We start from the raw sequence: 24894 nt of genomic DNA, 5'->3' as shown, positions 1-24894 counted from the left end.
CAGTATACCTCGTGTCGGGCTGTGCAAGTGACGGGCGGGCGTTCAGCCGGGCATGATCGGGTCAGGGAGCTTTTTGGGCAATGGTGTCATCGCTGCGCAAGGTGAAGATTTCGTAACCGTCGGCGGTCACCAGCAGCGTGTGCTCCCATTGCGCCGAGAGCTTGCGGTCCTTGGTGATCGCCGTCCAGCCATCGCCGAGAATCTTGGTCTCAGGGCGACCCTGGTTGATCATCGGTTCGATGGTGAAGGTCATGCCTTCCTGCAGCTCGATACCGGTTCCGGTCTCGCCAAAGTGCATGACCTGTGGCTCTTCATGAAACACCTTGCCGATGCCATGACCGCAGAACTCGCGAACCACGGAGAAACCGTTCTTTTCAGCGTGTTTCTGGATGACGGCACCGATGTCACCCAGGCGAGTGCCGGGTTTGACGATTTCGATGGCCTTGTACAGGCACTCCTGAGTCACCTTCGACAGGCGCTCGGCCCATACCGGAACGGTGCCGACATGGAACATCCGGCTGGTGTCGCCATGGTAGCCGTCCTTGATGACGGTGACGTCGATATTCAGCGAGTCGCCGTCCTTCAGCTTCTTGTCGCTCGGGATGCCGTGGCAGACCACCTGGTTGATCGAGGTGCAGATCGATTTTGGGAAGCCCTTGTAGTTCAGCGGGGCCGGGATCGCCTTCTGTTCGTTGACGATATAGTCGTGGCAGAGGCGGTCCAGCTCTTCGGTGGTCACACCGGGCTTGACGTGCGGCGCTATCATTTCCAGAACATCGGCGGCCAGGCGACCGGCGATGCGCATCTTTTCGATGTCTTCCGGGGTTTTGAGGGTGATGGTCATACGAATTCTCTCGGCGTGGCAGGCACGCGGTGGGTGCGCAAAGGCGCAATTCTATCAGACCACCGGTGCCGGGTAATCATCGCTTCCTTCTATAGGCTGTCCGTGAAGCTGCAAAGTCGCCGCAAAACAAGCACTTGATGGGAGTTCCGTTCTCTTCCCTTTTGTGATATAAAATGCGCCGCTTTCCAAGGTCCGTCCTTGGAAGCACAAACCCACACACGTGTCGACACGATGACCTGGGTGCCCTTGGCAGATGCCATTGGTTGGTCATTGGGATACGTGGAGGCCTAACCCGACTTATCAAGGAACTATTTATGTCCCAAGTCAATATGCGCGATATGCTGAAGGCTGGTTGCCACTTCGGTCACCAGACCCGTTACTGGAATCCGAAAATGGGTAAATACATTTTCGGCGCGCGCAACAAGATTCACATCATCAACCTTGAAAAAACCCTGCCTATGTTCAACGAAGCGCTGACTTTTGTTGAGCGCCTGGCTTCGGGCAAAAACAAGATTCTGTTCGTCGGCACCAAGCGTTCCGCTGGCAAGATCGTTGCTGAAGAAGCAGCACGTTGCGGTTCGCCGTACGTCGACCATCGCTGGTTGGGCGGCATGCTGACCAACTTCAAGACCATCCGTCAGTCGATCAAACGTCTGCGCGAGCTGGAAGTACAGGCTGAAGACGGTACTTTCGCCAAGCTGACCAAGAAAGAAGCCCTGATGCGTACCCGTGATCTGGAAAAGCTGGATCGCAGCCTGGGTGGTATCAAGGACATGGGCGGTCTGCCAGACGCTCTGTTCGTTATCGACGTTGATCACGAGCGCATCGCGATCACCGAAGCCAACAAGCTGGGCATCCCGGTTATCGGCGTCGTTGATACCAACAGCAGCCCGGAAGGCGTTGACTACATCATCCCGGGCAACGATGACGCAATCCGCGCCATCCAGCTGTACATGGGTTCGATGGCTGATGCTGTTATCCGTGGTCGTAACAATGTTGCTGGCGGCACCGACGTTTTCGTCGAAGAAGCTCCAGCTGCAGCCGCTGTAGAAGGCTGAGTACAAACGCCTGGCGTTTACTCAGTACGCGAAAAGGGGGCTTAGCCCCCTTTTTGCCACCTAGGAAATGATTTGTCGGTCTGTAACCATGACCTCTCTGTCATGTGTTGCTGCCACCCTGATTTTTCAAGAATTGCACGCCCGGCCTGCCGGGTGGAATGGTTGAAGACCTATCCAAGAGGATTTTGAAATGGCAGAGATTACTGCAGCGTTGGTCAAAGAACTGCGCGAGCGTACCGGCGAAGGCATGATGGATTGCAAAAAGGCCTTGACCAAGGCTGGCGGCGACATCGAAAAAGCAATCGACGATATGCGTGCTTCCGGCGCCATCAAGGCCGCCAAGAAAGCAGGTAACGTGGCTGCTGAAGGCGCTATCGCCATCAAGGACGACGGCAAAGCCGCTGTCATCATCGAAGTCAACTCGCAGACCGACTTCCTGGCCCTGCAAGACGACTTCAAGGCTTTCGTTGCTGCAAGCGTCGAAAAAGCCTTCGCTGACAAGCTGACTGATGTCGCTCCGTTGATCGAAGCTCAGGAAGATGCACGTCTGGTACTGGTCGGCAAGGTTGGCGAAAACGTCAACATCCGTCGCCTGAAGCGTATCGAAGGTGACGTGGTAGGGACTTACCTGCACGGCAACAAGATCGGCGTGGTTGTTACCCTCAAGGGTGGCAACGTCGAACTGGCCAAAGATATCGCCATGCACGTAGCGGCAAGCAACCCCGAGTTCCTGTTCCCTTCGGAAGTTTCTGCCGAAGCGATCGAGCGCGAGAAGAACGTCTTCCTGCAATTGAACGAAGACAAGATCAAAGGCAAGCCAGCTGAAATCGTTGAGAAGATGGTTGGCGGTCGTATCACCAAGTTCCTGGCAGAAGCCAGCCTGGTCGAGCAAGCCTTCGTCAAGAACCCGGAAGTCAAGGTCGGTGATCTGGCCAAGAAAGCCGGCGCTGAAATCGTTTCCTTCACCTACTTCAAAGTAGGCGAAGGCATCGAGAAGCCAGTTGATAACTTCGCTGACGAAGTGGCTGCTCAACTGGCTGCCGCCAAGCAGTAAGACGGTTTTTCAACTGTCGCCCCAAAGAGGCTGCCCGCTCACGCGTGCGGCCTCTTTGTCGAAAGAGAAAAGGAAATTTTCCTTGGAGATTGTGCTCACAAGGCTGCATTCTCCCGACGCGCGCATAGCGTCAAGCTAAAGTAAGCGCAGGCTTGAAATAGCCCGCACAGATTTTTTTCAGAAAACGCCGCAGGAGAGATTCGCAATGGCTCAGCAGGGCAGTGGTTATCAGGCTCGCTATAAACGCATTCTACTCAAGCTTAGCGGTGAGGCCCTCATGGGCTCAGAAGAGTTCGGCATTGATCCCAAGGTGCTGGACCGCATGGCGCTGGAAGTCGGCCAGCTGGTCGGTATCGGCGTTCAGGTCGGTCTGGTGATCGGTGGCGGCAACCTGTTCCGTGGCGCGGCCCTGAGTGCTGCGGGCATGGATCGGGTGACAGGCGACCACATGGGCATGCTGGCCACTGTGATGAACGCCCTGGCAATGCGCGATGCGCTTGAGCGCGCTAATATCACCGCCATCGTGATGTCGGCCATTTCCATGGTGGGTGTGACCGATCATTACGATCGTCGCAAAGCCATGCGCCATCTCAGCGCCAAGGAAGTGGTGATTTTTGCTGCCGGTACCGGTAATCCGTTCTTTACGACCGATTCTGCTGCCTGTCTGCGCGCGATCGAGATTGACGCCGATGTGGTGCTTAAGGCCACCAAGGTGGACGGTGTGTACACCGCAGATCCGTTCAAAGACCCGAATGCCGAGAAGTTCGATCATCTGACGTACGATGAAGTGCTGGATCGCAAGCTGGGTGTGATGGATCTGACCGCAATCTGCCTGTGTCGCGATCACAAGATGCCGTTGCGCGTCTTCAACATGAACAAGCCGGGTGCCCTTCTGAATATCGTCCATGGTGGCGCTGAAGGGACCCTGATCGAGGAAGCACAATAATGATCAACGAAATCAAGAAAGATGCTCAGACCCGCATGCAGAAGAGTCTGGAGTCGCTGACCCATGCCTTCACCCGTATCCGTACCGGCAAGGCGCATCCAAGCATCCTGGGTGGCGTCATGGTTCCTTACTACGGTGCTGATACCCCGCTGGCCCAAGTGGCCAACGTGACCGTCAAGGACTCGCGTACCCTTCAGGTCGTGGCGTTCGAGCGCAACATGCTGGCGGCTGTCGACAAGGCTATCCAGAGCTCTGGTCTGGGTTTCAACCCGACCAACCTGGGCGAGCTGCTGCTGATCTCCATGCCGGCGCTGACCGAAGAAACCCGCAAGGGCTTCACCAAGCAGGCGCGCGATGCCGCGGAAGATGCCCGTGTGGCCGTCCGTAACATTCGCCGTGACGCCTTGAGCCAGTTGAAAGACCTGGTCAAGGAGAAGGAAATCAGCGAAGACGAAGAGCGTCGTGCGGCTGACGACGTACAGAAGCTGACTGACAAGTTCGTTGCGGAAATCGAAGTTGCGGTCAAGCAGAAAGAAGCCGATCTGATGGCTGTTTAAGGTTTCGGACGCTTTCATGGAAAAGATAAAACCGGCCGTGCCGTCTTCGGTGCCGCGCCATGTCGCGATTATCATGGATGGTAATAATCGCTGGGCGAAGAAACGCCTGCTGCCAGGCGTTGCAGGCCATAAGGCGGGTGTCGATGCTGTGCGGGCCGTTATCGAGGTCTGCGCTGAAGCCCGGGTCGAAGTACTGACACTGTTCGCGTTCTCCAGTGAAAACTGGCAGCGCCCGGCCGAAGAGGTTGGCGCGCTGATGGAGCTGTTTTTCACGGCGTTGCGCCGTGAGACCAAGCGCCTGAACGAGAACGAGATCAGCCTGCGGATCATCGGCGACCGCTCGCGCTTTCATCCTGAGCTTCAGGCTGCCATGCGCGAGGCGGAAGTGCGCACCTCTGGCAACAGCCGCTTCGTGCTGCAGATCGCTGCCAACTACGGTGGGCAGTGGGACATCGCGCAGGCCGCCCAGCGGCTGGCGCGTGAGGTTCAGGCCGGACACCTGCAGCCGGAGGACATTACTCCCCAGTTGTTGCAGACCTGCCTGGCCACCGGCGACTTGCCGTTGCCGGATCTGTGCATACGCACCGGCGGCGAGCATCGCATCAGCAACTTCCTGCTTTGGCAGCTGGCCTACGCCGAGCTGTACTTCTCCGACCTGTTCTGGCCGGACTTCAAACACGATGCCATGCGCGCTGCGCTGGCAGATTTCGCTTCTCGCCAACGTCGCTTCGGTAAAACCAGCGAACAGGTAGAAGCTGGAGCCCGGGCTTAATGCTGAAACAACGGATCATCACGGCACTCATTCTGTTGCCGATCGCCTTGTGCGGGTTTTTCCTGCTGACCGGCATGTACTTCGCCCTGTTCATCGGGGTGGTTGTCGTTCTGGGTGCCTGGGAATGGGCGCGGCTCGCAGGTTTTGCCGCGCAGTCGATGCGTATCGGTTATGCGGCTGTGGTCGCCGTTCTGCTATTTCTCATGTACCTGCTGCCGGGGCTGGAGCCCTGGGTGCTGGTTGCCGCCGTCATCTGGTGGAGTGTTGCGACCTTTCTGGTCCTTACCTATCCGGACTCGAGCAGCCACTGGGCGAGTGCAGCGTGCAAGCTGGTTATCGGCCTTCTGATTCTGCTGCCTGCATGGCAGGGTCTGGTCCTGATCAAGCAATGGCCGCTGGGTAACTGGCTGATTCTGTCGGTGATGGTGCTGGTCTGGGCCGCCGACATCGGCGCTTATTTCTCCGGCAAGGCTTTTGGCAAGCGCAAGCTGGCACCCAAGGTAAGCCCTGGCAAGAGCTGGGAGGGCGTATATGGCGGTCTGGTCGTCAGCCTGGGCATCACGGCAGCAGTGGGCGTTTCCCGCGACTGGACGGTTGCGCAGTTCATAGCAGCGCTCTTTGGTGCCGCGGTGATCGTATTCATTTCGGTGATTGGCGACCTGACCGAAAGCATGTTCAAGCGCCAGTCCGGGGTCAAGGACAGCAGCAATCTGCTGCCTGGCCACGGCGGGGTGCTCGACCGTATCGACAGCCTGACGGCGGCCATCCCGGTATTTGCGGTGCTGCTCTGGGCCGCTGACTGGGGTGTCATGTGAGTCGGCCGCAACAAATCACCATTCTGGGTGCAACCGGTTCCATCGGGCTGAGTACTCTGGATGTCGTTGCCCGTCATCCAGCGCTTTATCAAGTGTTCGCGCTTACCGGCTTCAGTCGCCTGGACGAATTGCTGGCCTTGTGCATCAGGCACACGCCGCAGTACGCCGTAGTGCCTGATCAGATGGTCGCCCGCAAGCTGCAGGATGACCTCGCGGCGGCCGGGCTCGATACCCGGGTGCTGGTCGGCGAGGGCGGTCTGTGCGAAGTAGCCGCAGACCCTCGGGTAGACGCAGTCATGGCCGCCATTGTCGGGGCTGCCGGCTTGCGTCCGACGCTGGCTGCGGTGGAGGCGGGCAAGAAGGTATTGCTGGCCAACAAGGAAGCGCTGGTCATGTCCGGCGCCTTGTTCATGCAGGCCGTTCGGCAGAGTGGCGCTGTGCTGTTGCCGATCGACAGTGAGCACAATGCGATCTTCCAGTGCCTGCCCGGCGACTTCGCTCGCGGGCTGGGTGCCGTCGGTGTTCGGCGGATCATGTTGACTGCCTCGGGCGGGCCGTTTCGCGAAACGCCGCTGGAGCAGTTGCACAATGTCACGCCTGAGCAGGCCTGTGCCCATCCGGTCTGGTCGATGGGGCGCAAGATCTCCGTCGATTCGGCAACCATGATGAACAAGGGGCTCGAGCTGATCGAAGCCTGCTGGCTGTTCGATGCGCGCCCGGATCAGGTCGAGGTGGTCATTCACCCGCAAAGCGTGATCCACTCGCTGGTCGATTACGTCGATGGCTCAGTGCTGGCTCAATTGGGCAATCCCGACATGCGTACGCCCATCGCCAATGCACTGGCATGGCCTGCGCGTGTAGACTCTGGCGTTGCGCCACTGGACCTGTTTCGTATCGGCCAGCTTGATTTTCAGGCGCCGGACGAGGAGCGATTCCCCTGTCTACGGCTGGCGCGACAGGCGGCAGAGGCTGGAGGCAGCGCACCTGCCATGCTCAACGCGGCTAATGAAGTGGCCGTTGCGGCATTCCTCGACGGGCGTATCCGCTACCTGGAAATCGCCGGTATTATCGAAGAGGTTCTGGATCATGAGCCTGTCACCGCGGTCGAAGGGCTTGATGCGGTGTTTGCCGCCGATGCCAAAGCGCGTTTGTTGGCGGGCCAATGGCTTGAAAGAAACGGGCGATAGCGATCTGACAACCCGACAAGATGTGAGTGAAAGGGTTGATGTGGTGCGTCAAGGGCGGGCCTGGAGGTCTGCAATGATTAACACACTGGCCGACCAGTCGGTACCCGGAGAAGGCTGATGAGCGCTTTATACATGATTCTCGGCACCCTGATTGCGTTGGGCGTGCTGGTGACCTTCCACGAATTCGGCCACTTTTGGGTGGCTCGTCGCTGTGGCGTCAAAGTGCTGCGTTTTTCAGTAGGCTTCGGCACGCCTCTTCTGCGCTGGCATGACCGTCAGGGCACCGAATACGTCGTCGCTGCCATTCCTCTGGGCGGCTATGTGAAAATGCTCGACGAGCGCGAAGGCAATGTCCCGCCCGAGCTCGCCGACCAGTCGTTCAACCGCAAGACAGTAGGCCAGCGCATTGCGATCGTGATCGCCGGCCCGACAGCCAATTTCCTTCTCGCCATCGCATTTTTCTGGGTGCTGGCGATGATGGGCAGCGAACAGGTGCGCCCGGTGATCGGCGCAGTCGAGTCCGGAAGTATCGCCCAGCAGGCTGGCCTGACGGCCGGACAGGAAATCGTCGCTGTCGATGGCGAGCCTACTTCTGGGTGGTCCGGGGTCAACCTGCAGCTGGTCCGTCGCCTGGGTGAAAGCGGTACCATCGCTTTCAAGGTCCGGGATCAGGGTTCTACGGTCGACACTTCCCGTGAGCTGGTACTCAATGACTGGCTGAGAGGGGCAGAAGAGCCTGATCCGATCAAGTCGCTGGGTATTCGCCCGTGGCGTCCGGCGCTGCTGCCGGTGCTGGCAGAAATCGATCCGAAAGGTCCGGCGCAGAGCGCAGGGCTTAAATCGGGTGATCGTCTGATTTCGATGGACGGTCAGCCGCTCGAGGAGTGGCAACAGGTTGTCGATCGGGTGCGCGAGCGCCCCGAAGCGAAGATTTCGCTGCGCATCGAGCGTGATGGCGTGCAAATGGACGTGCCGGTGACGCTCGCGGCCAAAGGCGAGGGCAAGGCTGCCGCGGGTTACCTGGGTGCTGGTGTGAAAGCTGTCGATTGGCCACCGGAAATGCTGCGCGAGGTCAGCTACGGGCCTTTCGCGGCGATGACCGAGGGCGTGAAGCGCACCTGGAACATGAGTGTGCTGACTCTGGACTCGCTGAAGAAAATGTTGTTCGGCGAGCTCTCGGTAAAAAACTTGAGTGGACCGATAACCATTGCTAAAGTGGCGGGCGCTTCGGCCCAGTCGGGCATCGGAGATTTTCTGAACTTCCTCGCTTATCTGAGTATTAGCCTGGGTGTTCTGAATCTGCTGCCCATTCCCGTCCTGGACGGGGGGCATTTGCTGTTTTATCTGATCGAGTGGGCGCGTGGTCGTCCCCTTTCGGAAAAGGTCCAAGGTTGGGGGGCGCAGATCGGTATCAGTCTGGTAGTGGGCGTAATGTTGCTCGCGCTGGTCAACGATCTGGGCCGACTGTAAAGCGTTGCCGAGTTGCGAATCTGCCGCATTTTGCGGCAGTTTGTTTATTGCCAGTTGGAATAAGAAAGGACTTCATGAAACGTCTGCTGCTAACTGCGGTTCTTTCCGCACTGATGATCGCTGAAGTTCACGCCGAGTCCTTCACCATCTCCGATATCCGTGTCAACGGCCTGCAGCGGGTTTCCGCCGGCAGCGTCTTTGGTGCACTGCCGCTGAACGTAGGCGAGCAGGCGGACGATGGTCGTTTGGTCGATGCTACCCGTTCGCTGTTTAAAACCGGTTTCTTTCAAGATATCCAGCTGGGTCGCGACGGCAACGTGCTCGTCATCAACGTCGTCGAGCGTCCTTCGGTTGCGAGTATCGAAATCGAGGGTAACAAGGCCATTTCCACCGAGGACCTGATGAAGGGGCTGAAACAGTCCGGTCTGGCCGAAGGTGAGATTTTCCAGCGTGCCACCCTCGAAGGCGTGCGTAACGAGCTGCAACGTCAATACGTTGCCCAGGGCCGTTACTCTGCCGAGGTTGACGCCGAGGTTGTTCCTCAGCCGCGCAACCGCGTCGGCCTGAAGATCAACATCAATGAAGGCACCGTAGCCTCCATTCAGCACATCAACGTGGTGGGCAACAAGGTCTTCTCCGACGAAGACCTGACCGACCTGTTCGAGCTCAAGACCAGCAACTGGCTGTCGTTCTTCAAGAATGACGACAAGTACGCCCGTGAAAAGCTGTCCGGTGACCTTGAGCGTCTGCGTTCGTACTACCTCGATCGCGGCTATATCAACATGGATATCGCCTCGACCCAGGTGTCGATCACGCCCGACAAGAAGAACGTGTACATCACGGTCAACATCAACGAAGGCGAGAAGTACAGCGTCAAGTCGGTCAAGCTCAGCGGTGACCTGAAGGTCCCTGAAGACCAGGTCAAATCCCTGTTGCTGGTGCAGCCGGGCCAGGTCTTCTCACGCAAGGTCATGACCACGACGTCCGAACTGATCACCCGTCGTCTGGGTAACGAAGGCTATACCTTCGCCAACGTCAACGGTGTGCCGACGCCGAACAACGAAGACCACACGGTCGATATCACCTTTGTCGTCGACCCGGGCAAGCGTGCCTACGTCAACCGTATCAACTATCGCGGCAACACCAAGTCGGAAGACGAAGTGCTGCGTCGCGAAATGCGCCAGATGGAAGGCGGCTGGGCATCGACCTACCTGATCGACCAGTCGAAAACCCGTCTGGATCGTCTGGGCTTCTTCAAGGAAGTCAACGTCGAAACGCCACCTGTTCCTGGCACCGACGATCAGGTCGACGTGAATTACGCCGTTGAAGAGCAGGCGTCCGGTTCGATCACCGCCAGCGTGGGCTTTGCGCAAAGCGCCGGTCTGATCCTCGGTGGTTCGATCAGCCAGAACAACTTCCTGGGTACCGGTAACAAGGTCAGCATCGGTCTGACCCGCAGCGAATACCAGAGCCGTTACAACTTTAGCTACGTCGATCCGTACTACACGCCGGACGGTGTCAGCCTGGGTTACAGCGCGTTCTATCGCACCACCAACTACGATGACCTCGACGTTGATGTTGCAAGCTATGCGGTTGACAGCCTGGGTGCCGGTATCAACCTTGGCTACCCGATCAGCGAGACCTCGCGCCTGACTTACGGCCTTTCTGTGCAGCAGGACGAGATCAAGACCGGCAAGTACACCGTTGACGAGATTTTCGACTTCGTCGAGAAGGAAGGCGACAAGTACCTGAACTTCAAGGGCTCGGTTGGCTGGTCTGAATCGACTCTGAACAAGGGTGTATTGGCGACCCGTGGTCACTCGCAAAGCCTGGTGTTCGAATCCACCTTGCCGGGTAGCGACCTGTCGTTCTTCAAGCTGGATTACCGTGCTCAGTACTTCCACCCGATCACCGATAACTACACCCTGCGTTTGCACACCGAGCTGGGTTATGGTGACGGATACGGTTCGACCTCGGGTCTGCCGTTCTACGAGAACTACTATGCGGGCGGTTTCAACTCGGTACGTGGCTTCAAGGACAGCACCCTTGGTCCGCGCAGTACGCCAAGTAACGGTTCCAAGCCGGGCACATTGGCGGACCCGGATCAGGATCCACTGCCGTTCGGTGGCAACGCCCTGGTTCAGGGTGGCGTAGAAGTCATGTTCCCGCTGCCATTCGTCAAGGATCAGCGCTCGCTGCGGACGTCTGTTTTTTGGGACGTGGGTAATGTCTTCGATACCAAGTGCGACTCGACCAGAACAAGCGCGTCAGGCAAGAAAGTCGAATGCAACGACATCGACCTTTCCGGCATGGCCAGCTCTGTGGGTATCGGCGTCACCTGGATCACCGCACTCGGCCCGCTGAGCTTTGCTCTGGCGATGCCGATCAAGAAGCCGGACGACGAAGCCGAAACGCAGGTTTTCCAATTCTCCCTGGGTCAGACCTTCTAAGCGTCTGATCTTTGATAACGCAACGAATTTTGTAGGAGTTGTATTGTGCGTAAGTTGACTCAACTGGTAATGCTGGCAACCGTACTGGTCGCAAGCCCTGCATTCGCCGACATGAAAATTGCGGTACTGAACTATCAGATGGCCTTGCTGGAATCGGACGCTGCCAAGCGTTACGCAGTGGACGCCGAGAAGAAATTCGGCCCGCAACTGACCAAGCTGAAAAGCCTGGAAAGCAGCGCCAAGGGCATTCAGGATCGTCTGGTCAGCGGTGGCGACAAGATGGCTCAGCCTGAGCGCGAGCGTCTGGAGCTTGAATTCAAGCAAAAGGCCCGTGATTTCCAGTTCCAGTCCAAGGAACTGAACGAAGCCAAGGCCGTTGCTGACCGCGAAATGCTCAAGCAGTTGAAGCCTAAGCTGGATCAGGCTGTAGAAGAAGTCATCAAGAAAGGTGGTTTCGACCTGGTTTTCGAGCGCGGTGCGGTGATCGACGTCAAGCCACAGTATGACGTGACTCGCCAGGTCATCGAGCGCATGAACCAGCTGAAGTAACCATGAGCATAACCATCAAGCTCGGCCAGTTGGCCGAGTTCCTTGGTGCTACGTTACGTGGCGACAAGGATATCGAAATCACCGGGCTGGCCACTTTGCAAGAGGCCGGCCCTGGTCAAGTCAGTTTCCTGGCAAATCCCAAGTATCGTAAATTGCTGGTCGATACCCAGGCCACTGCCGTGCTGCTCAAGCCGGCAGACGCCGAAGGTTATACCGGTAATGCGCTGGTGGTTCCTGATACTTATCTGGCCTATGCGCGCATTTCGCATTTTTTCGATCCCAAGCCTAAAAGTAGCGCAGGCGTTCATCCGACGGCAGTGATTGCCGCAGATGCACTGATTGATCCTGCTGCCAGCATTGGCGCTTTTGCTGTGATCGAGAGCGGTGTGCGCATTGCAGCAGGTGTCACCATCGGTGCTCACTGCTTCATCGGCGCTCGCTGCGAGATCGGTGAAGGCGGCTGGCTGGCCCCGCGGGTAACGCTTTACCACGATGTGCGCATTGGCAAGCGCGTGGTCATCCAGTCGGGTGCTGTGCTGGGTGGCGAAGGCTTTGGCTTTGCCCAGGATAAAGGTATCTACCACAAGGTTGCACAGATCGGTGGCGTCACCCTTGGTGATGACGTCGAGGTTGGCGTCAATACGGCAATCGATCGGGGTGCGCTGGCTGATACGCGAATTGGCAATGGCGTCAAACTGGACAACCAGATTCAGATTGCCCACAACGTGCAGGTCGGCGATCACACGGCGATGGCTGCGTGTGTTGGTATCTCTGGAAGCACCAAAATCGGCAAGCATTGCATGCTGGCGGGCGGGGTTGGTCTGGTGGGGCATATCGATATTTGCGATGGTGTTTACATCACGGGTATGACCATGGTCACGCACTCCATCACCGAGCCTGGTTCTTACTCCTCGGGTACGGCTATGCAACCAGCGGACGAATGGCGCAAGAGCGCAGCTCGTCTGCGCAAGATCGACGACATGGCGCGACGTCTGCAAAAGCTCGAAAAGGTTGTAGAGACGGTGACCTCCTCGGGTAATCGCTCATCTGATGGCTGATACCTTTTTAATATCAAGCGTGCTCAGTCGATAAACTGCCTCCTTGATGTAGAGGGGTGCTGCGCAGTCGCGACGCACTCCTAATCTTTACTACAGGCTTCCCCTCGAAATGATGGACATCAAAGAAATTCGCGAATACCTGCCTCATCGTTACCCGTTCCTGCTGGTGGATCGCGTGACCGAGCTGGATATCGAGAACAAGAACATTCGCGCCTACAAGAATGTCAGCGTCAATGAGCCTTTTTTCAACGGTCATTTCCCTGAGCATCCCATCATGCCGGGTGTGCTGATCATCGAAGCGATGGCGCAGGCTGCCGGTATTCTTGCGTTCAAGATGCTCGACTCCAAGCCGTCGGACGGCACGCTCTATTATTTCGTCGGTTCGGACAAACTGCGTTTCCGTCAGCCGGTTCTGCCGGGCGACCAACTGGTTCTCGAGGCGAAATTCCTGAGCAGCAAGCGCCAGATCTGGAAGTTCGAATGTAAGGCTACAGTTGATGGCAAGGCAGTCTGCTCTGCTGAAATCATCTGTGCGGAACGCAAACTATGAGTTTGATTGACCCTCGCGCAATCATCGATCCGACGGCCGTTCTGGCCGACAATGTTGAGGTCGGCCCTTGGTCGATCATCGGACCCGGTGTGGAAATTGGCGAGGGTACAGTCGTCGGTCCTCACGTTGTCCTCAAGGGGCCAACCAGAATCGGCAAGCACAACCGCATCTACCAGTTTTCATCGGTGGGTGAGGACACGCCTGATCTGAAATACAAGGGCGAGGAAACCCGCCTTGTCATCGGCGATCACAATGTGATCCGCGAAGGCGTGACCATTCACCGTGGAACCGTTCAGGACCGTGCCGAAACCACGCTGGGCGATCACAACCTGATCATGGCCTATGCCCACATCGGGCATGACAGCGTGATCGGCAACCACGTGATTCTGGTCAACAACACCGCCCTGGCAGGCCATGTTCACGTCGATGACTGGGCTATCCTGTCCGGCTTTACTCTGGTGCATCAGTTCTGCCACATCGGTGCGCACAGCTTCTCCGGCATGGGCACTGCGATCGGCAAGGATGTACCCGCGTTCGTCACGGTCTTTGGCAACCCGGCCGAGGCGCGCAGCATGAACTTCGAGGGCATGCGCCGTCGGGGTTTCTCCGAAGAAGCCATTCATGCGCTGCGCAGAGCCTACAAGACGGTTTATCGTCAGGGTCTGACCATCGGCCAGGCGCTGGCCGATCTGGCAGAGCCTGCGGCGCAGTTTCCTGAAGTGGCGGTATTTCTTCAGTCCATTCAGACGTCGACTCGCGGCATCATTCGCTAATCATGAGCAGCCCACTCTGTATCGCTCTGGTCGCGGGTGAAGCATCCGGCGATATCCTCGGATCCGGTCTGATGCGTGCCCTCAAGGTGCGCCATCCCGATATCCGCTTCATCGGTGTCGGCGGTCCGTTGATGGAAGCCGAAGGCATGCAGTCCTCCTTCCCGATGGAACGTCTATCGGTGATGGGGCTGGTTGAAGTGCTCGGGCGACTGCGCGAACTGCTGGCCCGGCGCAAGTTGCTGGTCCAGACCCTGATCAATGAAAAGCCGGATGTCTTCATCGGCATCGACGCCCCTGACTTCACGCTCAACATCGAACTTCAACTGCGTCGCGCCGGCATCAAGACCGTGCACTACGTCAGCCCGTCAGTCTGGGCCTGGCGTCAGAAGCGTGTGCTGAAGATTCGTGAAGGCTGTGATCTGATGCTGACCCTGTTGCCGTTCGAAGCGCGTTTCTACGAAGAGCAGGGCGTACCGGTGCGTTTTGTCGGTCACCCGCTGGCAGATACCATCCCCCTGGAGTCCGATCGTGCAGGTGCTCGCGCTGGCCTGGGATTCGCGCAGGATACGCCGGTTGTCGCTTTGATGCCGGGCAGTCGGGGCGGTGAGGTGGGGCGTCTGGGCGGGTTGTTTTTCGACACGGCCGAGCTGCTGCTTGCCCGGCGCCCTGACTTGCGTTTCGTGCTGCCCTGCGCCAGCCCACAGCGGCGAGCTCAGGTGGAGCAATTGCTGCAGGGTCGTGATCTGCCCGTCACGCTGCTCGACGGCCAGTCGCACGTCGCCCTGGCCGCGTGCGATGCGGTACTGATCGCCTCCGGCACCGCGACCTTGGAAGCCCTGCTGTACAAGCGCCCCATGGTGGTTGCCTACCGCCTGGCGCCGCTGACCTTCTGGATTCTCAAGCGAATGGTCAAAAGCCCTTACGTGTCGCTGCCCAACCTGCTGGCCCAGCGTCTGCTGGTGCCTGAACTGCTGCAGGACGACGCTACGCCAGAAGCCCTGGCGCGTACGCTGCTGCCATTGATCGAAGACGGTCGCGAGCAAACCGCCGGTTTTGATGCCATTCACCGGATCCTGCGCCGCGATGCGTCCAATCAGGCCGCCGATGCGGTATTGAGCCTGCTCGGACGGTCGCCTTCACTGTGAGGTCGCCCATGATGCAAACAGGTCTGGATTTTACCCTCGTCGAGGACCTGGTGGCGGGTGTTGATGAAGTGGGTCGCGGCCCGCTGTGCGGTGCAGTGGTAACCGCCGCCGTCATTCTCGATCCGACCAGGCCCATTCTCGGTCTCAATGACTCGAAGAAACTGACCGAAGCCAGGCGCGAGAAGCTCTTCGTCGAAATTCAGGAGAAAGCCCTTTGCTGGTTCATCGCCAGGGCTGAAGTCGAAGAGATCGACCAGTTGAATATCCTGCACGCCACGATGCTGGCCATGCAGCGCGCAGTCGAAGGCTTGAGTATCACGCCCAGACTGGCGCTTATCGACGGCAACCGCTGCCCGCAGTTGTCGGTGCCCTCGGCGCCGGTGGTAAAGGGTGACTCCAAGGTACCTGCCATCGCTGCCGCTTCGATTCTCGCCAAGGTGAGTCGGGATCGAGAAATGGCGGCGTTTGAACTCATCTATCCGGGTTATGGCATCGGTGGGCACAAGGGTTATCCTACGCCGGTGCATCTGGAAGCACTGGCCCGGCTCGGGCCTACGCCCATTCATCGGCGTTCCTTTGCACCGGTGCGTGCAGCCCACGAAGCGCGCGCAACGATAATGATGGGCGGCTCGCTTGCGCCGTCAGTCGGTTTGCTGCAGGACTGACGTTTCACTCCGGGCCAGCTACAATCCTGCCCTTCGTTTTTTGTATTTTCGCGTTTTATAGGATCACCATGCCGGCTTCTTTCGTTCATCTACGCCTGCACACCGAATATTCGCTGGTTGACGGCCTGGTCCGGGTCAAACCGTTGATCAAGGCGCTGACCGGCATGAACATGCCCGCCGTGGCGGTGACCGACCAGAACAACATGTGTTCGCTGGTCAAGTTCTACAAGGCCGCTCAGGGCTCCGGCATCAAGCCGATCTGTGGTGTTGATCTGTGGCTGGCGGGCAGGGACGAAGATGCCGCGCTCAGCCGCATCAGCCTGCTGGCCATGAATGCCCAGGGCTACCGCAACCTGACCGAGCTGATTTCCCGAGGCTTTATCGAAGGCCAGCGTAACGGTCAGATCGTCATTCAGCGCCAGTGGGTCGCGCAGGCCAGTGAAGGCGTGATCGCGCTTTCTGCGGCCAAGGAAGGCGAAATCGGCATGGCCTTGCTTGGCGGCAATCCGGGGGAGGCCGACGAACTGTTGCGCGAGTGGCTGGAAGTCTTTCCTGACCGCTTCTATATCGAAGTGCAGCGTACCAACCGCGCCAATGACGAAGAGCATCTGCACGCTGCGGTGGCCCTGGCCGAGCGTCACGGCGCCCCGCTGGTGGCGACCAACGATGTGCGCTTCATCAAACAGGCCGATTTCGAAGCCCATGAAACCCGCGTATGCATCGGTGAAGGGCGTGCGCTGGACGACCCGCGTCGCTCGCACAACTACAGCGATCAGCAATACCTGAAAAGCCCGGAAGAAATGGCCGAGCTGTTCAGCGACCTGCCGGAAGCGCTGGAAAACACCGTCGAGATTGCCAAGCGCTGCAACATCGACGTCAAGCTGGGCACGCACTTCCTGCCCAACTTCCCGATTCCCGATGGCATGACCATCGATGAGTATTTCCGCAAGGTCTCCTTCGATGGCCTGGAAGAGCGTCTTGCAGTCCTGTTGCCCAAGGACACGACCGAAGATTACGAAGCCAAGCGTCAGGTGTATGTCGACCGGCTGAATTTCGAGCTGGATATCATTATCCAGATGGGCTTCCCCGGATACTTCCTGATCGTGATGGACTTCATCCAGTGGGCCAAGAGCAACGGCGTACCGGTGGGGCCGGGTCGTGGTTCGGGTGCCGGATCGCTGGTTGCCTATGTACAGAAGATCACCGACCTCGACCCGCTGGAATACGACCTGCTGTTCGAACGCTTCCTGAACCCGGAGCGGGTTTCCATGCCTGACTTCGACGTCGACTTCTGCATGGATGGTCGTGACCGGGTGATCGAATATGTGGCCGAGAAGTACGGTCGCAACGCGGTCAGCCAGATCATCACCTTCGGTTCCATGGCCGCCAAGGCGGTGGTGCGTGACGTGGCGCGGGTGCAGGGCAAGTCTTACGGGCTGGCCGATCGTCTGTCGAAGATGATCCCGTTCGAAGTCGGCATGACCCTCGAAAAGGCCTACGAGCAGGAAGAGATTCTTCGCGATTTCCTCAAGGTGGATGAGGAAGCGGCGGAAATCTGGGAGATGGCGCTCAAGCTCGAAGGCATCGTGCGTAACGTCGGCAAGCACGCCGGTGGTGTGGTTATTGCCCCGACCAAGCTGACTGACTTCTCGCCGATCTATTGCGACGAGGCCGGTGACGGTCTGGTGACCCAGTTCGACAAGGACGATGTCGAGGCTGCGGGGCTGGTGAAGTTCGACTTCCTCGGTCTGCGTACCCTGACCATCATCGACTGGGCGCTCAAGACCATCAACCGCGACCGCGCCAAGGTCAACGAAGAACCGCTGGACATCGCGTTCATTCCGCTCGACGACATGCCGACCTATCAGTTGCTGCAGCGCGCCGAGACCACGGCGGTGTTCCAGCTCGAGTCGCGCGGCATGAAAGAGCTGATCAAAAAGCTCAAGCCCGACTGTCTGGAAGACTTGATCGCACTGGTGGCGCTGTTCCGTCCCGGCCCGCTGCAATCGGGCATGGTCGACGACTTCATCAACCGTAAACACGGTCGCGCCGAGCTGTCCTATCCGCATGTCGATTACCAGTACGAAGGCCTCAAGCCGGTACTGGCACCGACCTACGGCATCATCCTGTATCAGGAACAGGTGATGCAGATCGCCCAGGTCATGGCCGGTTACACCCTTGGCGGTGCGGACATGCTGCGTCGTGCCATGGGCAAGAAAAAGCCCGAGGAAATGGCCAAGCAGCGCGGTGGTTTCATCGATGGCTGCAAGACCAATAACATCGACCCGGACCTTGCCGGTAACATCTTCGACCTGGTGGAAAAGTTCGCCGGTTACGGTTTCAACAAGTCCCACTCCGCAGCCTACGGGCTGGTGTCGTACCAGACTGCCTGGCTGAAGACTCACTACCCGGCGCCGTTCATGGCGGCGGTGTTGTCGGCGGATATGCACAACACCGACAAGGTCGTGACCTTGATCGAAGAAGTGCGCACGATGAAGCTGCGCCTCGACGCGCCGGACGTGAACACCTCGGAGTTCAAGTTCACGGTAAGCGACGATGGCCGTATTCTTTATGGCCTTGGCGCGATCAAGGGCGTAGGCGAGGGGCCAGTCGAGGCGATTACCGATGCGCGCCAGGACGGGCCGTTCAAGGACTTGTTCGACTTCTGCGCTCGCGTCGACCTTAAACGGGTCAACAAGCGCACCCTGGATGGTCTGATTCGCAGCGGTGCGCTGGATCGTCTCGGGCCGTACTTCGAACTGGAGCCCAAGGCCTATCAGGCCAATATCGACCGTAACCGTTCGGTGCTGCTTGCCGCGCTGGAAGAAGCCATTCAGGCGGCAGAGCAGACTGCACGCAGTCATGACAGTGGTCACGCCGACCTGTTCGGCGGTCTGTTCGTCGAAGCGGATGCCGATGTCTACGCCAATCATCGCAAGACCCGCGAGCTGAGCCTCAAGGATCGTCTGCGTGGTGAAAAGGAAACCCTGGGGCTGTACCTGACCGGGCACCCGATCGATGAATATGAAGGCGAGATCCGCCGTTTCGCTCGTCAGCGCATCATTGATCTCAAGCCGGCAAGAGACACCCAGACAGTCGCGGGCCTGATCATTGCCCTGCGCGTCATGAAGAACAAGAAGGGCGACAAGATGGGGTTCATTACCCTGGACGATCGCTCGGCGCGCATCGAGGCGTCGCTGTTTGCCGAAGCGTTCCATTCGGCTCAGTCACTGTTGCAGACCGATGCTATGGTGGTAGTCGAGGGCGAAGTCAGTAATGATGACTTCTCCGGTGGGCTGCGCTTGCGGGCCAAGCGTGTCATGAGTATCGAGGATGCTCGCACCAATCTGGCCGAGAGCCTGCGTGTGACGGTGCGTGCCGAGGCGCTCAAGGGCGACCGGCTGCGCTGGCTGGGCGATCTGTGCAAGCGCCATCGCGGTGCCTGTCCGATCACGGTGGACTACACGGGGCAGGACGCCCGCGCATTGCTGCAATTGGGAGAAGCATGGCGGATTGATCCTGCGGACAGCTTGATTCAAGCTCTGCGTGACCAGTTCGGACGTGAGAACGTCTTTCTCCAGTATCGTTGAACGTCGCAGGCTCGACTTGCGCTCAACCCTGAATTTTAATTTCGACCTGAACGCGCCGGTTCCGAACAGGAACGGCGCAGACGGATCAACCGGCCGGCCTCTTGGCCGTCGACCCAAGACGGATGCCTATGAACCCGAATTTTCTTGATTTCGAACAGCCTATCGCTGACTTGCAGGCCAAAATCGAAGAACTGCGCTTGGTGGGTAACGACAACTCGCTGAACATCGGCGACGAGATCTCCCGGCTGCAAGACAAGAGCAAGACGCTCACCGAAAGCATCTTCGGCAACCTGACCAGCTGGCAGATCGCGCGCATGGCGCGCCATCCGCGTCGTCCTTACACGCTGGACTACATCGAAAATATCTTTACCGAGTTCGATGAGCTGCACGGTGATCGGCATTTCTCCGATGATGCGGCGATCGTCGGCGGTATTGCCCGTCTGGACAACCAGCCAGTCATGGTCATCGGCCATCAGAAAGGCCGGGAAGTGCGCGAGAAGGTTCGCCGCAACTTCGGCATGCCGCGCCCCGAAGGCTATCGCAAGGCCTGCCGTCTGATGGAAATGGCCGAGCGCTTCAAGATGCCGATCCTGACCTTTATCGATACGCCGGGCGCCTATCCGGGTATCGACGCGGAAGAGCGCAACCAGAGCGAAGCGATTGCCTGGAACCTGCGCGTGATGGCCCGTCTCAAGACGCCGATCATCGCTACCGTCATCGGTGAAGGCGGTTCTGGTGGTGCGCTGGCGATTGGTGTCTGTGACCAGTTGAACATGCTGCAGTACTCGACCTACGCGGTGATCTCTCCGGAAGGCTGCGCGTCGATTCTGTGGAAGACCGCCGAGAAGGCCCCGGATGCTGCTGAAGCGATGGGCATCACCGCTGACCGCCTGAAAGGTCTGGGTATCGTCGACAAGGTCATCGCCGAGCCACTGGGTGGCGCGCATCGTGATCCGGTCGCCGCCGCTGCCTTGATTCGCGCAGAGCTGAGCAGTCAGCTGGCGATGCTCAAGGAGTTCGATAACGACGAGCTGCTGGCGCGCCGTTATGACCGACTGATGAGCTACGGTCTGTAAGCTGCGTCGCCCCGATTGTTTCCACGTCTTGCGGGCTTCTGCCCGAAGGGCGTGGGAGCGAACCTGTTCGCGAAAGGGCGGGTTTGAGCACTGCAGCACTTAGTGTGCGAACCCGCCAGGCCGGTGAAAAACATTCATGACCACTCCCACACGCACCGGTCATGATCTTTCTGCCAGGCTTCTTCAAGTCCTGGCCCCATGGCGCAATGCGCCTGTCTGGCATGTCGGTTTCTCCGGCGGCCTCGACTCAACCGTGCTTTTGCATCTTCTGGCTGAACTCGCCAGTCGCGAAACCCTGCCTGCGCTCAACGCCATCCATGTGCACCACGGTCTGCAGACTGCTGCCGATGGCTGGCCAGAGCATTGTCAGCAGGTCTGCAAGACGCTCGGGGTGGCATTCGAGTCTGTTCGCGTTCAGGTCGAGCCCGCTGCAAGTCTCGAGCAGGCTGCCCGGCAGGCGCGTTACAGCGCCTTCAGTGAGCGGCTGGTTGAGGGCGAGGTGCTGCTGACGGGGCAGCATCGCGATGATCAGGCCGAAACCCTGTTGTTCCGTCTGCTGCGCGGCGCAGGCGTACGCGGTCTGGCTGCCATGCCCGATCAGCGCGTGCTGGGGCGTGGGCATCTGCTGAGGCCGCTACTGGATGTGTCGCGAAAGCATCTGGAAGACTACGCGCATCGGCACGGCTTGAACTGGATCGAAGATCCCAGCAATGACGATCAGCAGTTCTCGCGCAATTTTTTGCGCAGTCAGGTATTGCCGTTGCTGACCTCCAGATGGCCGCAGGCAGCGGCCAGTCTGGCGCGTACTGCGCGCCACCTCGGCGAAGCGCAGCAATTGCTCGACGAGCTCGCGCTGCAGGATATTGCCAACGCGCAGGCTGCAACGTCGTTCACTTGGGTTGGCCTGCCGGTGTTGAGTCTTGGGCCGATTGCCGCATTGTCCGCAGCCCGGCAGCGCAATGCACTGCGTCACTGGCTTGCGCCACTGACGCGCCTGCCGGACACCGATCACTGGGCTGGCTGGGAGGCATTGCGCGATGCGGCGCATGACGCAGGTCCGTTATGGCGGCTTGCTGATGGAACGCTGCACAGGGCGCAGAATTGTATCTGGTGGGTGCCCGCTGACTGGGAGCCGCTCTGTCGTCAGGCAATGGACTGGCCGGACCCTGGTGTGCCGCTGGACTTGCCGGGTAATGGCTGCGTGGTTCTGGAAGGCGACGCGCCGTCGGGGTGTCTGCAAATCCGCTATCGGCAGGGCGGTGAAGTGTTACGCCTGGACGGGCGCGGCAGCCGTGATCTCAAGCGTCTGCTCAACGAGCAGTCAGTGCCGGCGTTTCTGCGCGGCAGATTGCCGCTGCTGTACCTCGATAACGTGCTGCTGGCCGTCGCCAACCTGCCTGGACTGGACGGTTCGCCCAATGAAAACTGGCGTTTGCGCTGGGTTATGCCGACCGGCGACCAAAGTTTGAGCTGAAAGGCCCTTTCAGGTAGACTACGCTCCCTTCTTGATACAGCTTCTGTCGGCTCTTTTGAAACGACACGAGTTGCCGGTTACCAACCAGTATTTACTGGGTAATTCTTAAAATGTAGCGCACACCACACGGGCTTCGGCCGGTCGGTTTCAACGCAGCAGTTTCGGGAGTGCACCGTGAATTTTGTCGGTAATCGGGGGCTTCGGCCTTCCTTCGCTATCCCCGGCGGCTCTGACCGCTTTAACGCAGACTTCTAGGGTTTTTCATGACGCGCTACATCTTCGTCACGGGCGGTGTTGTTTCTTCATTGGGGAAAGGCATTGCCTCGGCTTCATTGGCGGCCATCCTGGAGGCGCGGGGACTCAAGGTCACCATGCTCAAACTGGATCCGTACATCAACGTGGACCCAGGCACCATGAGCCCGTTCCAGCACGGTGAGGTATTCGTCACTCACGACGGCGCCGAGACCGACCTGGACCTTGGTCACTATGAGCGGTTCATCCGCACCACCATGACCCAGAACAACAACTTCACCACCGGTCGTGTGTACGAGCACGTCCTGCGCAAAGAGCGCCGTGGTGATTACCTGGGCGCGACCATTCAGGTCATCCCGCACATCACCGATGAAATCAAGCGCCGCATCATCAAGGGTGCTGGCGATGCCGACGTGGCGCTGGTCGAGATCGGCGGCACGGTGGGCGACATCGAGTCGCAACCTTTCCTTGAAGCCATCCGCCAGTTGCGCTTCGAAGTCGGCGCACGCCGCGCGATGCTGATGCACCTGACGCTGGTGCCGTACATCGCCACTGCCGGCGAGACCAAGACCAAGCCGACCCAGCATTCGGTGAAGGAATTGCGCTCCATCGGCCTGCAGCCTGATGTGCTGGTCTGCCGTTCCGACCACCCGATCGACGTTTCCTCGCGTCGCAAGATCGCTCAGTTCACCAACGTCGAAGAGCGTGCGGTCATCGCCCTCGAAGACGCGGACACCATCTACAAGATCCCGGGCATTCTGCATTCGCAAGGCCTGGACGATTTTGTGGTCGAGCGCTTCGGCCTGCAATGTGGTGGTGCCGACCTGTCCGAGTGGGACAAGGTCGTCGACGCCAAGCTCAACCCGGAACACGAAGTGACCATCGCGATGGTCGGCAAGTACATGGAGCTGCTCGATGCCTACAAGTCGTTGATCGAAGCCATGAGCCACGCCGGTATCACCAATCGCACCAAGGTCAACCTGCGTTACATCGACTCTGAAGACATTGAAAACCAGGGCACCGGCCTGCTGGAAGGCGTGGATGCGATCCTGGTTCCCGGTGGCTTCGGTCTGCGCGGCGTCGAAGGCAAGATCACTGCCGTTCAGTTCGCCCGTGAGAACAAGGTTCCGTACCTGGGCATCTGCCTGGGCATGCAGGTCGCGGTCATCGAGTTCGCCCGTAACGTGCTGGGCTGGAAAGACGCCAACTCCACCGAGTTCGATCGCACCAGCGCGCACGCTGTAGTGGGTCTGATCACCGAGTGGGAAGATGCCACCGGCGCAGTCGAAACCCGTACCGAAAGCTCCGATCTGGGCGGCACCATGCGTCTGGGCGCGCAAGAGTGCCAGCTTGAAGCCGGTTCGCTGGTCCACGACTGCTACACCAAGGACGTGATCGTCGAACGTCATCGTCATCGCTATGAAGTGAACAACAACCTGTTGCCGCAACTGATCGAGGCGGGCCTGAAGATTTCCGGCCGCTCCGGCGACGGCGCGCTGGTTGAAGTGGTCGAAGCACCGGATCATCCATGGTTCGTCGCTTGCCAGTTCCACCCGGAATTCACCTCCACGCCCCGTGACGGTCATCCGCTGTTCAGCGGCTTCGTCAAGGCGGCACTGGCTCAACATCAGAAAAATTCCTGACAGGGACTGCAGACATGGCTCAGAAAATCATCCGCGTAGGTTCGATCGAGATCGCCAACGACAAGCCAATGGTGCTGTTCGGCGGTATGAACGTACTCGAATCCCGGGATATGGCCATGCAGGTCTGTGAAGAATACGTAAAGGTCACCGAAAAGCTCGGTATGCCTTACGTGTTCAAGGCCAGCTTCGACAAGGCCAACCGCTCTTCGGTGAACTCCTACCGTGGGCCGGGCCTTGAAGAAGGCATGCGTATTTTCGAAGAGATCAAGCGCACCTTCAACGTGCCGCTGATCACTGATGTTCACGAGCCGCATCAGGCCGCCGTGGTGGCTGAAGTCTGCGACATCATTCAGTTGCCGGCTTTCCTGTCGCGGCAGACCGATCTGGTCGTCGCGATGGCGAAAACCGGCGCAGTCATCAACATCAAGAAAGCCCAGTTCCTTGCACCCCAGGAAATGAAACACATCCTGACCAAGTGCGAAGAGGCCGGTAACGATCAGTTGATTCTCTGTGAGCGTGGCTCCAGCTTCGGTTACAACAATCTGGTCGTGGACATGCTTGGCTTCGGCATCATGAAGCAGTTCGAATATCCGATTCTGTTCGACGTGACCCACGCCCTGCAGATGCCGGGCGGTCGTTCCGATTCTGCTGGCGGGCGCCGCGCTCAGGTGCTGGATCTGGCGAAGGCCGGTATCAGTCAGAATCTGGCCGGCCTGTTCCTTGAAGCCCATCCGGATCCTGATAACGCCAAATGCGACGGGCCATGTGCCCTGCGTCTGGACAAGCTCGAGCCGTTCCTGGCCCAGCTCAAGTCCCTGGATGAACTTGTAAAGAGTTTTCCGATCGTAGAGACCGCTTGAACAGGGTTCTCCGGTAAAGTGCCGTTCCCCGTCATTCGTGACGGGGTTGTCGCATTCAGACCTGCCTTTTTCTGCGTCTGATTGCGAGCATTGTTTCCCCAGCTGC

The 24894-nt window shown here is 58.7% G+C and carries 21 protein-coding genes; 20 read left to right on the top strand and 1 reads right to left on the bottom strand.

Annotation, left to right across the window (positions count from 1 at the left end):
- Positions 1-61 precede the first annotated feature (61 nt).
- A complete protein-coding gene (gene map, locus JOE34_RS25035) occupies positions 62-844 on the bottom strand; it encodes a type I methionyl aminopeptidase (RefSeq protein WP_046266122.1) in 783 nt (260 codons plus the stop codon).
- A gap of 314 nt (positions 845-1158) precedes the next feature.
- Between map and rpsB the strand changes: the two genes are divergently transcribed.
- The 20 genes from rpsB (at position 1159) to kdsA (ending at position 24788) form a co-directional block, all read left to right on the top strand.
- Entirely contained in the window at positions 1159-1902 is a 744-nt protein-coding gene (gene rpsB, locus JOE34_RS25030; protein ID WP_003314293.1) for a 30S ribosomal protein S2, read from the top strand.
- A 190-nt stretch (positions 1903-2092) separates the two neighbouring features.
- A complete protein-coding gene (gene tsf / locus JOE34_RS25025) occupies positions 2093-2956 on the top strand; it encodes a translation elongation factor Ts (protein ID WP_003314294.1) in 864 nt (287 codons plus the stop codon).
- A gap of 205 nt (positions 2957-3161) precedes the next feature.
- The gene (pyrH, locus tag JOE34_RS25020) at positions 3162-3902 is read left to right on the top strand and encodes a UMP kinase (RefSeq protein WP_003339591.1); all 741 of its coding nucleotides are present in this window, start codon (positions 3162-3164) and stop codon (positions 3900-3902) included.
- Positions 3902-4459: a ribosome recycling factor gene (gene frr / locus JOE34_RS25015; protein WP_003314295.1), complete on the top strand. Its 558-nt coding sequence runs from the start codon at positions 3902-3904 to the stop codon at positions 4457-4459. The genes pyrH and frr overlap by 1 nt, the downstream gene beginning before the upstream one ends.
- Positions 4460-4475: 16 nt before the next feature.
- Positions 4476-5231, top strand: coding sequence for a polyprenyl diphosphate synthase (uppS, locus tag JOE34_RS25010; RefSeq protein WP_003314296.1), 756 nt, complete (start codon positions 4476-4478; stop codon positions 5229-5231).
- A complete protein-coding gene (locus JOE34_RS25005) occupies positions 5231-6046 on the top strand; it encodes a phosphatidate cytidylyltransferase (protein WP_003422045.1) in 816 nt (271 codons plus the stop codon). Before uppS ends, JOE34_RS25005 begins: the two co-directional genes overlap by 1 nt.
- A complete protein-coding gene (gene ispC / locus JOE34_RS25000) occupies positions 6043-7233 on the top strand; it encodes a 1-deoxy-D-xylulose-5-phosphate reductoisomerase (RefSeq protein WP_046266121.1) in 1191 nt (396 codons plus the stop codon). Before JOE34_RS25005 ends, ispC begins: the two co-directional genes overlap by 4 nt.
- Before the next feature lie 117 nt (positions 7234-7350).
- Complete coding sequence (gene rseP / locus JOE34_RS24995; protein WP_003339583.1) at positions 7351-8703, top strand: sigma E protease regulator RseP; 1353 nt, start codon at positions 7351-7353, stop codon at positions 8701-8703.
- Positions 8704-8777: 74 nt separating this feature from the next.
- Positions 8778-11153 carry an outer membrane protein assembly factor BamA gene (gene bamA, locus JOE34_RS24990; protein ID WP_024650250.1) on the top strand — a complete coding sequence of 792 codons (2376 nt, stop codon included), beginning with the start codon at positions 8778-8780 and terminating at the stop codon, positions 11151-11153.
- A 45-nt stretch (positions 11154-11198) separates the two neighbouring features.
- A complete protein-coding gene (locus tag JOE34_RS24985; protein WP_003314303.1) occupies positions 11199-11702 on the top strand; it encodes an OmpH family outer membrane protein in 504 nt (167 codons plus the stop codon).
- Positions 11703-11704: 2 nt separating this feature from the next.
- The gene (gene lpxD, locus JOE34_RS24980) at positions 11705-12760 is read left to right on the top strand and encodes a UDP-3-O-(3-hydroxymyristoyl)glucosamine N-acyltransferase (RefSeq protein ID WP_003314304.1); all 1056 of its coding nucleotides are present in this window, start codon (positions 11705-11707) and stop codon (positions 12758-12760) included.
- 109 nt (positions 12761-12869) lie between these two features.
- A complete protein-coding gene (fabZ, locus tag JOE34_RS24975) occupies positions 12870-13310 on the top strand; it encodes a 3-hydroxyacyl-ACP dehydratase FabZ (protein WP_002554719.1) in 441 nt (146 codons plus the stop codon).
- Positions 13307-14083 (top strand): acyl-ACP--UDP-N-acetylglucosamine O-acyltransferase, encoded by a 777-nt coding sequence (lpxA, locus tag JOE34_RS24970; RefSeq protein ID WP_003314305.1) that lies wholly within the window; start codon positions 13307-13309, stop codon positions 14081-14083. The genes fabZ and lpxA overlap by 4 nt, the downstream gene beginning before the upstream one ends.
- A 2-nt stretch (positions 14084-14085) precedes the next feature.
- Positions 14086-15228: a lipid-A-disaccharide synthase gene (gene lpxB / locus JOE34_RS24965; RefSeq protein ID WP_065088539.1), complete on the top strand. Its 1143-nt coding sequence runs from the start codon at positions 14086-14088 to the stop codon at positions 15226-15228.
- A gap of 11 nt (positions 15229-15239) precedes the next feature.
- A complete protein-coding gene (rnhB, locus tag JOE34_RS24960; RefSeq protein WP_024960254.1) occupies positions 15240-15893 on the top strand; it encodes a ribonuclease HII in 654 nt (217 codons plus the stop codon).
- 68 nt (positions 15894-15961) lie between these two features.
- Positions 15962-19483 carry a DNA polymerase III subunit alpha gene (gene dnaE, locus JOE34_RS24955; protein WP_003314309.1) on the top strand — a complete coding sequence of 1174 codons (3522 nt, stop codon included), beginning with the start codon at positions 15962-15964 and terminating at the stop codon, positions 19481-19483.
- Between the two features lie 128 nt (positions 19484-19611).
- On the top strand, positions 19612-20559 hold the full coding sequence (gene accA, locus JOE34_RS24950) for an acetyl-CoA carboxylase carboxyl transferase subunit alpha (RefSeq protein WP_003339568.1): 948 nt from the start codon (positions 19612-19614) through the stop codon (positions 20557-20559).
- A 136-nt stretch (positions 20560-20695) separates the two neighbouring features.
- Positions 20696-22033, top strand: a complete 1338-nt coding sequence (tilS, locus tag JOE34_RS24945) for a tRNA lysidine(34) synthetase TilS (RefSeq protein ID WP_209996783.1) — start codon at positions 20696-20698, stop codon at positions 22031-22033.
- Between the two features lie 263 nt (positions 22034-22296).
- Positions 22297-23928 (top strand): CTP synthase, encoded by a 1632-nt coding sequence (locus JOE34_RS24940; RefSeq protein ID WP_003364819.1) that lies wholly within the window; start codon positions 22297-22299, stop codon positions 23926-23928.
- 14 nt (positions 23929-23942) lie between these two features.
- Positions 23943-24788: a 3-deoxy-8-phosphooctulonate synthase gene (gene kdsA, locus JOE34_RS24935; RefSeq protein ID WP_010416375.1), complete on the top strand. Its 846-nt coding sequence runs from the start codon at positions 23943-23945 to the stop codon at positions 24786-24788.
- Positions 24789-24894: the final 106 nt, after the last annotated feature.

This window comes from Pseudomonas sp. PvP028 (assembly GCF_017832255.1).
Taxonomy (GTDB): domain Bacteria; phylum Pseudomonadota; class Gammaproteobacteria; order Pseudomonadales; family Pseudomonadaceae; genus Aquipseudomonas; species Aquipseudomonas syringae.
This window is presented reverse-complemented; position numbering and strand designations above follow the sequence as displayed.